The sequence below is a fragment of the Streptococcus halitosis genome (genome assembly GCF_027691175.1).
GTDB lineage: Bacteria > Bacillota > Bacilli > Lactobacillales > Streptococcaceae > Streptococcus > Streptococcus halitosis_A.
Genome location: NZ_JAQFBD010000001.1, coordinates 191,931 through 206,352, shown reverse-complemented (window position 1 = coordinate 206,352; position 14,422 = coordinate 191,931). Strand labels below are relative to the sequence as shown.

General features: G+C 42.8%; 15 protein-coding genes. All 15 read right to left on the bottom strand.

The window, feature by feature from the left end; genetic code table 11:
* Nucleotides 1–3 precede the first annotated feature (3 nt).
* The 15 genes from rplC to PG086_RS00890 all read right to left on the bottom strand — a co-directional run bounded on the left by rplC (nt 4) and on the right by PG086_RS00890 (nt 14,349).
* On the bottom strand, nt 4–630 hold the full coding sequence (gene rplC / locus PG086_RS00960; protein WP_270747280.1) for a 50S ribosomal protein L3: 627 nt from the start codon (nt 628–630) through the stop codon (nt 4–6).
* Between the two features lie 216 nt (nt 631–846).
* Nucleotides 847–1,155 (bottom strand): 30S ribosomal protein S10, encoded by a 309-nt coding sequence (gene rpsJ / locus PG086_RS00955; protein ID WP_001284513.1) that lies wholly within the window; start codon nt 1,153–1,155, stop codon nt 847–849.
* A 265-nt stretch (nt 1,156–1,420) separates the two neighbouring features.
* Entirely contained in the window at nt 1,421–2,047 is a 627-nt protein-coding gene (locus tag PG086_RS00950) for a uridine kinase family protein (protein WP_270747279.1), read from the bottom strand.
* Nucleotides 2,044–2,640 carry an anaerobic ribonucleoside-triphosphate reductase activating protein gene (nrdG, locus tag PG086_RS00945; protein WP_096421597.1) on the bottom strand — a complete coding sequence of 199 codons (597 nt, stop codon included), beginning with the start codon at nt 2,638–2,640 and terminating at the stop codon, nt 2,044–2,046. The genes PG086_RS00950 and nrdG overlap by 4 nt, the downstream gene beginning before the upstream one ends.
* A gap of 4 nt (nt 2,641–2,644) precedes the next feature.
* Nucleotides 2,645–3,145, bottom strand: coding sequence for a GNAT family N-acetyltransferase (locus PG086_RS00940; RefSeq protein ID WP_096421595.1), 501 nt, complete (start codon nt 3,143–3,145; stop codon nt 2,645–2,647).
* A 37-nt stretch (nt 3,146–3,182) separates the two neighbouring features.
* Nucleotides 3,183–3,329, bottom strand: coding sequence for a hypothetical protein (locus tag PG086_RS00935; protein ID WP_061598879.1), 147 nt, complete (start codon nt 3,327–3,329; stop codon nt 3,183–3,185).
* 11 nt (nt 3,330–3,340) lie between these two features.
* Entirely contained in the window at nt 3,341–5,548 is a 2,208-nt protein-coding gene (nrdD, locus tag PG086_RS00930; protein ID WP_247945099.1) for an anaerobic ribonucleoside-triphosphate reductase, read from the bottom strand.
* Nucleotides 5,549–5,667: 119 nt separating this feature from the next.
* The gene (locus tag PG086_RS00925; RefSeq protein ID WP_270747273.1) at nt 5,668–7,185 is read right to left on the bottom strand and encodes a damage-inducible protein CinA; all 1,518 of its coding nucleotides are present in this window, start codon (nt 7,183–7,185) and stop codon (nt 5,668–5,670) included.
* A 35-nt stretch (nt 7,186–7,220) separates the two neighbouring features.
* The gene (locus tag PG086_RS00920) at nt 7,221–7,364 is read right to left on the bottom strand and encodes a hypothetical protein (RefSeq protein ID WP_164497043.1); all 144 of its coding nucleotides are present in this window, start codon (nt 7,362–7,364) and stop codon (nt 7,221–7,223) included.
* A 75-nt stretch (nt 7,365–7,439) separates the two neighbouring features.
* A complete protein-coding gene (gene cls / locus PG086_RS00915) occupies nt 7,440–8,972 on the bottom strand; it encodes a cardiolipin synthase (protein ID WP_270747272.1) in 1,533 nt (510 codons plus the stop codon).
* A 135-nt stretch (nt 8,973–9,107) separates the two neighbouring features.
* Nucleotides 9,108–10,052, bottom strand: coding sequence for a 3-oxoacyl-[acyl-carrier-protein] synthase III C-terminal domain-containing protein (locus PG086_RS00910; protein WP_270747271.1), 945 nt, complete (start codon nt 10,050–10,052; stop codon nt 9,108–9,110).
* A 14-nt stretch (nt 10,053–10,066) separates the two neighbouring features.
* On the bottom strand, nt 10,067–11,329 hold the full coding sequence (locus PG086_RS00905) for a F390 synthetase-related protein (RefSeq protein ID WP_270747269.1): 1,263 nt from the start codon (nt 11,327–11,329) through the stop codon (nt 10,067–10,069).
* Nucleotides 11,307–12,122 carry an MBL fold metallo-hydrolase gene (locus PG086_RS00900; RefSeq protein WP_270747266.1) on the bottom strand — a complete coding sequence of 272 codons (816 nt, stop codon included), beginning with the start codon at nt 12,120–12,122 and terminating at the stop codon, nt 11,307–11,309. Before PG086_RS00900 ends, PG086_RS00905 begins: the two co-directional genes overlap by 23 nt.
* Nucleotides 12,097–13,077, bottom strand: coding sequence for an NAD-dependent epimerase/dehydratase family protein (locus PG086_RS00895; RefSeq protein WP_270747264.1), 981 nt, complete (start codon nt 13,075–13,077; stop codon nt 12,097–12,099). Before PG086_RS00895 ends, PG086_RS00900 begins: the two co-directional genes overlap by 26 nt.
* Nucleotides 13,078–13,080: 3 nt before the next feature.
* Entirely contained in the window at nt 13,081–14,349 is a 1,269-nt protein-coding gene (locus PG086_RS00890) for a glycosyltransferase (RefSeq protein ID WP_270747263.1), read from the bottom strand.
* Nucleotides 14,350–14,422: the final 73 nt, after the last annotated feature.

Sequence of the window (14,422 nt, the reverse complement as noted above, 5' to 3'; positions counted from 1 at the left end):
TTATTATTTACCAGCTTTAACTGCTGACTTGATAGTGATAAGAGATTTCTTAGCACCTGGTACGTTACCTTTGATAAGGATAACGTTCTTTTCTGGAACAACTCGTACAACTTCAAGGTTTTGAATTGTCACGCGGTCGCCACCCATACGTCCTGCAAGGTTTTTACCTTTGAACACGCGGTTAGGTGCAACAGGTCCCATAGAACCTGGACGACGGTGGTAACGAGAACCGTGAGCCATTGGTCCACGTGATTGTCCGTGGCGTTTGATAACACCTTGGAAACCTTTACCTTTAGAAGTACCAGTTACGTCAACAACGTCTCCAGCTGCGAATGTTTCAACTGTGATTTCAGCACCAACTTCCAAGCCTTCAACGTTTTTGAATTCACGAATGAAGCGCTTAGGAGCCGTGTTAGCTTTCGCTACATGTCCTTTAGCAGGTTTGTTGCTCAATACTTCGCGTTTGTCATCAAAACCAACTTGAATAGCGTTGTATCCGTCTGTTTCTACAGTTTTAACTTGAAGAACAACGTTTGGAGTTGCTTCAATAACTGTCACAGGGATCAATTCGCCAGCTTCAGTGAAGATTTGAGTCATTCCCACTTTTTTCCCTAAGATTCCTTTTGTCATGAGAAAATAGTTCCTTTTCTATATTTTTTATTCAAAAAGTTTTTAACGAGCGTTTTTTATGCTCAAGCCTAAGATACAAAGGGCATCAAACTCAAAGTGAAAATAGGAAACTGACACAGCGTCTAACAGACGCTAGAAAGTTTATCTTTTTCACACCGAGTTTAGCCCGTGTTCAATTAAATTGAAACACTAGCTTTTGCTCTTTTATATTTTAGATTAAAGTTTGATTTCTACGTTTACACCACTTGGAAGATCCAATTTCATCAACGCATCAACTGTTTTTTGAGTTGGGTTAACGATATCGATCAAACGTTTGTGTGTACGCATTTCAAATTGTTCGCGAGAGTCTTTGTATTTGTGAGTCGCACGAATGATTGTGTAGAGGCTACGTTCAGTTGGAAGTGGGATTGGACCCGCAACTTGTGCACCTGTACGAGTAGCTGATTCTACGATTTTTGCAGCCGCTGTGTCAAGCGTACGGTGTTCGTAAGCTTTCAAACGGATACGGATTTTTTTGTTTGCCATCTTTTTCTCCTTTTCGTCTATTTAAGATAATAGGCTAGCTCCACAAGAAAACCGACGCGCGTTGCGTGGCAATGCAACCGAGCGTGTCGCAACCTCTTGCATCACAGCTAAAGCTGTAATTTACAGCACCATAATAGAATAACACAAAGCCCCTGCGATTGCAAGGGATTTGTGAGCTTTTTTTCGTTTTTTTAGGATGAAACTGTTTTCCTATTTCATCTTCCTATGATTACTGATTTACGTCTATAAAAATCAATCTTTTCTTCTATATAATATGCGTCATCTTGACATTGAATTTATCGTCTGATTGATCCACTAGAATGTCCGCCCTTGACTCGGTTTCTCTATAGTATTGCAGATACTGCTCCCGTCTCGTCTGATGGCTAGCTAATACAAAGGAAGCATCGCGATTTCTCATAGTCGTATCTCGAGCTAGGCGCCTCTTTAACTCTGTTTCTTCATCCGTGTAGAAACAGATGGTTTTGTCAAAGAGTTTCTCGGGTAGAAAACCCACAGACATCCCTTCAACAATCAGAATCGGTTTGGCTCCAGACAAGACCTCACTAGCCTTCCACGGTTCATCGATTGTCAAGACATCCATACCTGCCTGCAAGGCGAGAATATCTCTCTGCAAACTTGCCAGTTCATGCGCCACTGGCAAACAAGCTGTCACCTTTTGATCAAGTGCTTGCTTTGGTACTACCAGGTGACGTTCTGAGGTGATATAGGGGTCTGTTTCTAGTAGGTTTACTTTTTCAGCATCTAGGGCTTGAAACAATTCTTGAGCAAAGGTAGACTTACCTGACGCTCCGTGACCGTAGATCCCCAGTGTTTTGACTTTTCCAGTTTCGATCTCTGAGACCAGTTGGTCTATTAAGTCTTTTTTCTTCATTCTCTCTTCACCTGTTCATAGCTTTCTTTTCCGTCATTGAGCTTGTCCCAAATCACTACTTGACCACTTTTGAGGGATTTTTGCACATCGATAATTCGTTGATTAGAAGACCCTCGAAACTGGAGCATAAGATTGCGCTTGCTTTTGTCATACCGTCCATCGACAAGGATGTCAATCAATGATAAGAGTTCCAGTTTATCTGGAGTCTCCAGCATCATTTCCTCCCAAGTGTAGCCGGTCCATGACCAGATGTCTTTGTCTGGCAATTCCTTTCGAATGCGTTTAACGAGTGGTAAGAGAATGCCCGTATTAAGAAAGGGCTCTCCTCCTAGCAAGGTCAAGCCTTGAACATAGGGCTGGGCAAGGTCTTCCATGATCTGTTCTTCTAACTCTGGCGTATAGGGAATGCCTGCGTTGAAAGACCAAGTCGCAACATTATAGCACCCCTCGCAGTGGAACATACAGCCTGCGACATAGAGGGAGTTGCGCACGCCTTCTCCATCCACAAAGTTAAAGGCCTTGTAGTCAATGATTCGCCCTTTACTAAGTTCCTCACTTTTCCATTCACCTGGTTTTGGTGTATTCCATGTCATCCTTCTACTCCAAATCTATCCAGTAACGTTCTACGCCATTGCGAACACCCTCAAACGCCCCATCATTTGCCACAATCACCGCTCTACTAGCTGGGTTTTCCGCACTACAGGTCACAAGCGCTTTTTTGATGTTCTTTTCCTTGGCAACTTGCAGGCCTTGTCTGAGTGATTCTTTCGCATAACCTTTGCCTCTTTCAGATGGACGAATGGAGTAGCCAATATGGCCCCCATTTTCTAGTAAGTAGTCATTTAATCGGAGACGAAGGTTGAGAAAGCCAAGAGCCTGGCCTGCTACGTCAAAACTAACCAGCTGGATAGCAGGAACCCAGTTTTCAGGAATATTGAGTCCCGCTTCCGCTTGAAGATTATCTTCTAGCCACTCTTCATAAACAAAATTGTTGGCGTTCCAAAACCCACCATCGTGGGCTGATTGAGTCTGTTCAAACTCTGCCATCATCTCTAAAACTGTTTCTTTATCTGCCAATGTTGGCCTGCGTAGTATCATTTTCACCTCCAATTAAGAGAAAAGCGAGAGCTGACTCTCACTTTTCTTTTTTCTTGTTCTTGTTTAAAAACTGTTCTCTAAGATTGAGCAAGCGTTCTTTTTTGCCTGTTCCACCTTTAGAGTGTTTCTCGTGATAACGGGTCACTTGAGCGCGTCCCTTATCATCTAATTGGTATTTCCCCATTCCGTCTCTTTCTAGTTTGTTACTTTATGTCCAGGTGTCTTAATGGTTGAACCATTCATATGTTTCACACGCGCAGCGATTTCCTTATGACGCCCATTGACCATCGGACGAGCCTGAGGGTTACCTAGATAGCCACAAGTTCGTTTGACTACATCTACTGTTTTAGGGTCGCTATTCCCACAGTTTGGACAAGCAAACCCCCTCTCTGTCGGTTCAAAATCCCCTTCAAAGTCACACTTATAACAATGATCAATCGGAGTATTGGTCCCTAGATAGCCTACACGATCATAGGCGTAGTCCCAGACGGCTTCCAGTGCCTTAGGATTTTGTTGGAGAACTGGATACTCACAGTAGTGGATGAAACCACCTGTTGCACCTGCTTCTGGATAAGCCTTCTCAAAGTCCAATTTTTCAAACGGCGTTGGATTTTTACGAACATCGTAGTGGAAAGAGTTGGTGTAGTATTCCTTATCTGTGATATCAGGAATAGAACCGAACTTTTCTGTATCCAAGCGACAGAAGCGATCTGTCAAGCTTTCAGACGGTGTTGAGTAGATAGAGAAATGATAGCCATATTGGTCAGACCACTCTTCTACCCGACGTTTCATATCGCGAATGATATCCAGCGTGAATTCCTTGGCTTCTGGATTGTGTTCCCAGCTATTTCCAAAGAAGACTGTAGCCACTTCGTACAAACCGATGTAGCCCAATGAAACTGTCGCACGACGATTCTTAAAGAGCTGATCAACGCTCTCGTCTTTTCCAAGACGGCGTCCGAAGGCTCCGTACTGATAGAGAATAGGGGCGTTTGCTGGTGTTGCTTCCTTGGTCCGTTCAACACGGTAAACTAGAGCATCTTCTGCGATGTTCATCCGCTCGTTGAAGATTTCCCAGAACTTATTCATGTCGCCCTCAGACTCAAGGGCAATGCGAGGAAGGTTGACCGTCACAACACCTAGATTCATCCGACCAGAATTGACTTCTACGCCATTCTCATCCTTCCATCCTTGAAGGAAAGAACGGCAGCCCATAGGAACCTTAAAGGAGCCTGTCAGCTCGATAATCTTATCATAGGACAAGACATCTGGGTACATCCGCTTGGTTGCACACTCAAGAGCCAACTGTTTGATGTCGTAGTTTGGAGTCCCTTCTTCCAAGTTAAGGCCTCTTTTAAGCGTAAAGATGAGTTTAGGGAAGATGGCTGTGCGGTGTTCTGAGCCAAGCCCCTTGATACGAATGGTTAAGATAGCTTTTTGAATTTCACGCTCAAAACGATTGGTTCCTAGACCAAAACCTAGCGAAGTAAAAGGTGTTTGGCCATTTGAAGTGAAGAGGGTATTGATTTCATACTCGAGAGATTGCATGGCATCGTAGATGTCTTTTTGCGTTTTCTTCCAAGCATAATCTTCCCGTTTATCAGGTAGTACCCACTCTTCCGCATCCTTGAGGTGCTTCTGGTAATTCTTCTCTGCATAAGGTGCCAAGACTTCATCGATACGGTCAGCTGAGCAGCCCCCGTACTGGCTAGAAGCAACGTTGGCGATGATTTGTGAAATCTGAGCTGTCGCAGTCTGGATAGACTTGGGGCTCTCTACCTCTGCATTACCAATTTTAAAGCCATTTTCCAACATGCCTTTAAAATCAATCAAACAGCAGTTGGTCATAGGTGTATAGGGACTATAGTCCAAATCATGATAGTGGATATCCCCTTTTTGGTGAGCATTGGCTACGTGCTTAGGAAGCATTTGCAGTCCGATTGATTTCCCCACAATCCCCGCTGTCAAATCACGTTGAGTGTTGAAGACATCGCTGTCTTTATTGGCATTTTCATTGACAACTGCTTGATCTTTATTGAGAAGTTTATGAATGCTAAAGTTGATATCTGTCGCTTTTGAGCGCTCAAAATCCCTTTGTGTCCGATAGGTGATATACTCTTCAGCCAAGGCATATTCTTTGGCTTCGAGAAGTTCATGTTCTACGATATTTTGAATCTCATAAATCTTCACACCTTTAGGGAAACGACTGTGAATTTCGGTAACGATTCTTTCAACTAGACCATTTAGGCGTTTTTCTACTAGAGGCGTAACGTCCATAACCTTTTCCGCCGCCTTGTGGAGAGCCTTGTCAATCTTGTCTACATCAAATACTACACGTCTACCATCTCGTTTTTCAACGAACAAGGTGGGAACGGTTGCAAGCTTTTCTTCTAATACAATCATATCCATGCTCTTTTCTAAAATGTTGTTCTATGAAGTATTATACCACTCTAAAAATAAAAATCAATATCTTGTGTTAAAAATCCTAAAATTTTTAAAATTCCACAAGATATTGATTTTTGTTATTTGAATTTATAAAGCTTAAACTCGCTAGTATCTGTCTGAACAAGCTCATAGTTTTCACTGAGCCAGCTCTCTACATCTGACCACAAGGCAACTTTTTGATTGACCACAATCATCTTCGGTTGATTCTCTTTCAGATCATTCATCAGTTTGGTTTTATTTTCATCGCTTGCAGTATAAAGTGTTGGTGTAGCTAGAGAGGTCGGTGCCAAGCGTTCGCTTGTACGATAGAAATCAGGACGATTATCCCATGCATAGACACGATCTTCAGAACTCGTTTGTTGTTTGACTACGCTAGCAAGTCGCTCTCTCTCCTGATAAGTCACCGGATGCGAAAGGTAGCGACTCACGATAGGGAGAACGATGAGGTAGACAAGGGCAATCAGTGGTAGATAGAAATTTCCTTTGAGGAAAGAGGCTTTTTTCTCACGTCTTCTTCTACGAGGACTGCCTCCATCAGAAACATTTTCTTTGATCCCTGTCAGAAGGAGCAAAGTCAAGAAAGGAAGGAGAGCAACGAGATGAGTACCGTTGACAGGTTCTTTTGAGAAAATCAAGAGTCCCAAAGAAAGTAATAAGCCCAAACTAGCAGCAATTGATAGGGAATACTGCTTAGCTGGTTTTGACTGGAACAAACCAGAAAAGAGCAAAGTAAGGGAACCTAACCCAATGGCAAGTAAGCCGTAGAAGGCTGCATTTTCAAGCAAATGCACATTTGAAAAGAGGCTAAGAGTATTTACCGGATACAAGGTCTGGCTAATGGCATCCCCAAAACTACCTGTTAATACTGTATAGTAGCCTAAAGGATAGAATAAGAGTGAGAACCCTAAGGCTGACGCAAAAAATTGATATAAACCATGAACAAAGCGACCTTTGCCTAAGTTAAAGCCGATAATTCCCAAGGCTAGTGCAGTTGCAAATAAGGCTGTTGGGATTGGCGCAAGGAAGAAAGCAAGTGCAAGGCTCATACCAACACGTAAAAATCCTTTGTCATCCTTTGGAAAAGCTAGATAATTTGTAACGATACTCAATGAATAAAATAGGAAAGGCAAGGCTAGCAAGAGAGCATAGCCACCACCAAAAGCGAGACCTGCTACCAACAGATTAAACACAAACACAAGCTGCTTGGCTTCTTCTACACGGCCTGTAAGAGTATCCGCAGATTTAAAAAGAAAAACACCTGCTCCAAATAAGGCCAACCACTCAACCAAAGCAATCAGAATACTGCCTTGTGAAAGATAGGCAAGCAGGTAATAGAGCAATCCCTCCGTCCCAAAATAATCGGTATACATTTGACCATTTTGATGCAAGGCCCAACCAGTATAAAGATCCTGAGTTTGTTGCGGGCTTACTAAACCAAAAATAAGGGGGATAACCACAGAAATAGCTGTAGCCACTAAACTCCAAAGCAAGATACTAAAAAAGGGAATCGGAGCTCCTTCTCGCTTTTCTGGAACGGACCAGTCTTGGTAATGAGATTCTTCTTGTTTCTCATCTATTTTCCCGTATACATTCATTCAATTTCTCCTCTAAGTTTATCTGTTTTAGTATATCAAAATCTTACAGGAATGTCAGCTTGGGATTGATATTTGCTGAATTTCTTATCCAATAGCGCAAAGCGTTCGATTTCACGAAAACGGTGGAATCGACTATTACTATACTCTCTGATAAAATCATCATCTTCTAGATTAAGCATGGTTTTCTCCTTTACTTATCTATTCGTAAGAAGACAAAAATAAGATCCAGCCTTGGGCTAGATCTTGATGGATAGTTAGAGCATAGGCGCAAACAACTGGACAATTTCCTTGATCAGGCTTTGATACCAGCTTGTTTTGATGGTGTGGGGATAAATTTCTTGAGAAACTTTAAAAATCCCTTCGAAGTCCCTTTCAATATCGATGATGGACTGCGTCCTATAAAGCAAGACGGCATTTTCATAGTGGTGAAGCAAACTCCGATAGTCAAAATTGATGGTTCCCACAGTAGCTGCCTCTCCATCGACAAGCATTTGCTTGCTATGAAGGAATCCCGGACTGTACTCATAAATACGAACCCCCGCAGATAACAAGTCTGGGTAGGCTCCTCGAGTAACTAACTGAATAACCTTCTTATCTGGGATACAAGGCGTCACAATTCGCACATCTACCCCTCTCAGAGCCGCATTTTTGATACTTTCAGTTAGATCATAGTCAGCGATCAGATAGGGAGTCGTGATATAAACATAGTCTGTGGATTGATTGATAAGGTTTTGATAGACCGTTTTTCCAACTTGAGCTCGGTAGATGGGTTTTGGTCCACTACTATAGGGAATACAGAGCCCCATCCCATCTTTGGGTTGATTTTCGAGATGGTATTGGTCAAAGTCGCTAATTTCCCCACGGTTGATATACCAGGTGGATAAAAAGAGCCTAGTAAAAGCCTTAACTGCCGATCCATCTAGGCGAATACCGCTATCCTTCCAGTAACCAAAGCGTTCGATATGGTTGATATACTCATCTGCCAGATTAATACCACCTGTATAGGCAATTTGACCATCGATAATCATGATTTTACGGTGGTCACGGTTGTTATAAGCAACGGTCAAACGCGGAATCACCTTGTTAAATTTGTGAGCTTCAATCCCTCGACCACGAAGCTGGATGGTGTAATCTCCAGGCAAGGTTGCCATACAACCAATATCATCATAGAGAAGCTTCACCTCTACTCCTTGAGCGGCCTTTTCTTCCAAAATCTCCAAAATACTATTCCACATCAAACCTTCTTCGATGATATAGTATTCGAGAAAGATAAACTTCTCAGCTTTCTTGAGATCCTCTAGCATCTGATGCCACATACTTTCACCAGATGCAAAAAATTGTGTATCCGTTCGATCATAGACATCGGCATTCGTGTCCATGCTGAGGAGAGATTTGATAACGCCGTAAGCCGACTTGTCCTGCTCTTTTAACTCCAAACGGAGAGCTCTGCTATTGTCCTCTCTGTCAACCATTGATTGGAGTTGCTTTAGCTGCCTCATTTCCTTTTTAGATAAACGACGCTCTCCAAACATGATATAGAGTAAGGGACCAAACACTGGTACAAAGGCTACTAACAGCCATGTTACCTTACTTTCAGGATTCATAGACCGATTGACAATCGATACAATGGTCGCTAGGCTCACTAAAATGACTAGGATAATCCAGACAATTGGAGCCATTTGCCCTAGATAGAGAAATAAACCAAAGACGATAAACAACTCTGCCAACATGATGGTAATACTGAAACCATATTTGGACATGAGTAGCTGCATTTTTCTAGCTGTCATACATCCCCTTCCTTTTCTAACATTCTCCCTCACCGCTTGATAAACTAATCTTTCTACTAGTATACCTCAGTTCAGGGGTAGATGGCAACCGTTTACCTTTGCTCAAGTTCCAGTCGTTCCGTGTTTAGATGATTATTACAATTTCAGAGCCAACATATTGACCGTCATACCAGCTGCAGTCCCCATAAGGTAGACGACATCTCCCTCCTTGATAAGTCCATGCTCCAAAGAATAAGCCAGGCCAAACGGTACAGAGACTGACACCATATTTCCATAGTCAGTGACGAGATTGAGATACTGATCCTCGGCCACACCTAGTTTTTCCATGACCAAAGGAAGAGCACGACTGGCTTGGTGAGGAATGATATAGTCCACGTCTGCCAAGGCTAGCTGTGTTTTTTCTTGAAACTCTTCAAACATGACTGGAATTTTACGAGCAGACAAGAGGAGGATTTTCTTCCCCTTCATGTCAAACATATAGTTGGTCTTCGTCGCTTCAGAGTACTCTTTTGGTTGAAAAGAAGTCAGACCTCCACGAATCTCCGTATCGTGAGCCCCTTCTGACCAAGTACGTTGGAGACTAGCAATGACCCCTTTTTCCTGATGACTTTTTTGGAAAATAAAGGCTGCTGCCCCATCACTAAAGAGTTCAAAACTTTCTTTTTGCTTGGGATTGAGCCCTAAACTACCAACCTCACTAGACACAATCAAGACACGATTGTATTCGCCCGCCTCAATCAAGTGGGACATAGTCGATAAAGCAGAAATAAAGCTGGTACAAGTTGTATTGATGTCCATTGCTGGAATTGAGAGTCCTTTTGCCACGCGCTCATGAATCAAGGCAGCCGTACAAGGAATAGGCTGAACACCAACTGCACTAGCTGATACAAGGCAATCGATATCTTTAATATCCAAATTTGCATGTTCAAGTGCACGGTGGATAGCTCCTTCTGCCAAGTCGAGTTGTGTTTCTTCATTTTCAACTACACGATAACGGGTCTGGTCTTTAAATTGAACTGTATGCTTTGGAAGGCAAATGCCATAACCTGCGATTTCTACATGTCTTTTTACTTCTGTCATTGTCTTTCTTCCTTTCATAAACGTTGGATACGTTTGAGTTTACGGCTAGTATCCCAGTGATAATCTGAAAATTGGATTTGAGGAACTATGAACTCTTTTTGCTGGGCCAAGAGTTGGAACTGTGCTAAAATTGCTGTCTCTACGTCCTCATCTCGTCGGCTTAGACAAACTTCCACTAATTTCTCGGAATGTTGCTTAACTTGATAATCTCCTACATTCTCCACAAAGAGGATACAACGCCTGATAAAGTCTGGATAGATCGTTACCTGCCCCCCATTCTGCCCTTCAAAGTAGAAGATATCATCAGAACGTCCTTCGACCTTGTCAATCCGTGTATAGTAGGAGCCACAGGGACAAGGCTCCGGATTTTCAACCAAGATATCATTGAGCTGGTAGCGATAAACAGGCTGACTACTTCGCTTAAAATCCGTAATCACTGGATAAAAACGGCGGTCATCTAGATACTGCTTTTCCACAAAGATAATGTCTTCGTTGAGATGTAGATTGCCAGCTGAGCAAGTGCAGGCTAGGAAACCTTCTGTCGCCTGATAAACTTGGTCAATGATGGATAGTGAAAAGGCTTCTGCGATCCGTCCCCTATCACTATCTTCCAAGATTTCCGCCACCGAAACGATTTTTTGTGGGTAAATAGCTAACTCTCCATCCTTGAGACGCTTGCTCAATTCAATCAACATCGAGGCTGGCGCCACAATAATCGTTGGTTGATAGTTGTTGAGTCGCTCGATATGCTCATCTGTATGTTTGAAAATATCAAAATACTCTAGACGAATGAGCGCTGTATTGATGGTCTGATAGAGTTCATTATCAGCTCTCAGGAAAAAGGCGATGCGGTGTCCAAAAAGCTGCCCCTTGGGCAACATCTTTGCCAAGATAGCCGCAGCCCACATACTTCGCTCTTTCTCTGTTGTGATAAAGAGCCCCCGATGTCCAGACGTCCCTGAAGACAGACCGACTGCTACTTCGCCTTTAAGTTCACTGAAATCACGGGTTTTCTCACTTTCAATAGCTAAGGATAAGGCTTCTTCACGATCCACTCCTTGGGTGTTGAGTTCGTTGAAATGTTCCATCATAAAAGCTTTGTCCATATGGTCAAAGTCGCTAGGCACCCCATTTTTAAAGTAGGGAGACTCTCGCTTTAAAAAATCCATATAGTTGGCTAATTGCTTTTTCTGATAGCTCTCTACAGCCTCTCGAGATTTGAAGTTATGAAGCCAACGAGTTTGGATAAAGGTTTTAAGAAAGGTTATTTTTTTCATATAAGATTGACTCTATCCTTTCCACAGGGTCATGACTAACAAGCACCTCAATACTGTCCTTTAAGACTTCCTCCAGAAACTCTGTCCCCTTGATATAGTCCACCTTGTTATCTTGAACCAAGGAAGGAATCAGATGCATCTGTTTGGTGTAAGGCAAAAGGTCAATTCCCCAACAAAGATCTGCTGCAATGAGGAGATTAAGGTCTGGAAAATATAGACAGGCTTGCCCTCTAGCATGCCCGTCAACAGAGGCTACTAGGATACTGCCATCTCCGAAAAGATCACAAATCGGACGATAGGGAAAAGTTGAAACTTGCTGGTCAGCTCTGATAATGGTTAGATTTTTCTCAAAAGAAGCTGGTAAAAACTCCTTGAAAATCAAGTCTTTCAACTTGGGTTTTTGGTAGACTTCATATACTTCCTTTGTCAGGATAAAGGTTGCATGAGGAAAGAAGCTAGCTCCTCCCAGATGATCTGGATGTAAATGAGATAGAAGGACATAGTTAATTTCTTCTGGTTTGATTCCCTTCGCTTCTAGCAAATATGAAATCTGGTCCTTTTCCGTCATTTGAACAGGTGTTCCTAGACGATAAAAACCATAGCGAAGCTTCGTCTTAATATCATAGTGATAGCCAGTATCATATAGCAAATAGCCCTTGTCTCTGTGTTTAATCAGAAAGACACCAGCTGGAAAGGTCATCTTTTTATTCTTGACTCCCTTGAATAGCAAACCTGTATAGCTAGTACAGTAGCCTGCTGGGAAATAATCAATGCTTTCGATAATCTTGGACATATTGTTCAATCCCTTCCGAAATACTGATTTGAGGGCGATACCCCAAGTCTAGCTCCGCCTTGCTGATGTCCAGCGTCTGGCTATACCGCAGCAAATAATAGGTATAGCGTGTCAGAGGCGGCTCACCTTTAAGTTTCAAGGTCTTATAAAGAAACTCTAAACTACTGGCAATAACTGAAATAAGAGGAGCTGGCACTTTTCTGTATGTTATCGGATAGCCCAGTCCTCTCAGGGTTTCTTCTATCAAATCCTTAAAGGCTCTTGGTTCCCCATTGGTAATATTATAGACTTCGCCACTAGCTTGAGGAGCCTCTAGAGCCAAGCGAATTGCCAGAGCGACATTTTCCACACAGGTCATATCCATGAGCTGACGACCGTCCCCTATCAAGGGAATACCAATCTTCTGACTGAGTTTGAGAACTCGGGGCAAAATACTGGTATCCCCAATCCCCAAAAGCCCACGAGGTCGTAAGATAATGCTCGGAACATCGGGATAATCCTTAAACAGCTTCTCCGAAGCCAGCTTACTACGAATGTAGTTGTTCAGATTATTTTCCTGAGGCGCATCGCTTTCTTTGATAGCTAGCTGATCTCGAGGAGCAGCATAGATGCTCGGCGATGATACATAAACCAAACGCTGAATCCCCGCCTCCCGACAAGCATCCAGAACATACTTGGTTCCCAAGACATTTGTCTGGTAGAAGTCCTCCCAAGGTCCCCAAACGGTAGAAAGAGCACCCGCATGCACAACCATGTCCATCTCTTGACAAGCCTGAGCTAAGTCCTCTTGTTTGGTCAAATCTCCCTGAAAAAATGCCACAGTAGAAGTTTCTAAAGACTGACCCATCTTGCGATTGCGTCCAAAAGCGCGTACCTGATAGCCCGACTGACTGAGCTCTTCAACAACATACTTACCTAGAAAGCCCGTAGCACCTGTTACCAATACTTTCTTCATTTTTTACTTCTCCTTGTCCCCTAAGAGTCGATGTATTTCGCTCTTCAGAATCTCTGTTGGCTGATAGATTTGAGTTGCGCGACTGAGTTTGTTCAATTCTGACCAATCATCTCTATCCAACAACTCATCAAAAGCGCGTCCAATCGCTTCTGTATCCTCTCGTTTAGCAGTCAGGGCAATCCCTGCCTCTAAGCCACGAACCGCATAGTCATACTGATCATAGTCATGGGGGAGAATCAAGGCAGGCTTGCCATAGATGATACATTGGTAAAAAATGCCCGCACCGCCATGATGAATCACATAGTCCATCTGGGGAATGTATTCCTTATAGGGAAGATAAGATACCACAGAAACATTGTCCATGAGCTCCTCACATCGAAAGTCTTGTCCACCAAACCCCAGAGTCACAAAGAAGTGGCAATCTGGATGTACTTCTGCCAATTGTTGTGTCTGATAGAGGAGATTGTCTTTGGCCCATGCTAGCTGAGTGCCGCAGGATACAAGGATCTTCTTATAACCTGCATAAGGAGACAAATCGAGGGGATAATTTTCTGCCCTCTCAATCGAAGAGCCAAAAGGTCCCACCCAAAGATAGTGCTCTGGAAAACCACTTTTCAGCTCCAACTCTTTCATCCCAATTCCCAAGACGGAATAGGGTGAATAAATGGTTTCCTGATTCTTCTGATTGTAGAGTTTAAAATTGTAACGTTTCAATCGTTCTCTCAATAAAAAGCTTACGATTCGTTTCCCTAAACGAGTTCCTTTTCTTCCTAACCATTGCTGAGCAGATTGGAAAGATGTTTTTGGACTGCCCATTCCTCCAAAGAAACAAGGCGGCCCATCTGTCGTTTCAATGGCAAACTGTGTCGCCATTGTGGTTATCCAAGAAATATCCAACTGTTCCGCCACTAGTCCTCCAGAGAGGGTTATAAAGTCCGCAATCACAATATCAGGTCGATTTTCCTGCCACTCTTGCACTAATTGATCTGAAACCACATTGATCAAATCAAGACTAGCTGACAACTGTCGATAAGCAGAAATAAGGTTTAATTGTCCTTCATTGTTGGCTACACGTTCAAACTCATCTACACAATTTTCTAAAATGGGAATCACCCGGAAGCCCATCTCCTCTGCGACAGCTTTTCGTTGCGGTCCTGTAAATAATCGAATCTCATACAAGGGATCCTTCAACAAGGGTGCGAGTAAATTCAGGGTCGGGAATAGATGCCCACTTAAGGGCACTACAACCACATCAATTTTGATTTTTCTCATATGTCTAGGATAGCAAATTTTTAAAAAAAGAACTACCAAAATGATAGTTCTTTCCAGCATTATTTAGCTTCTT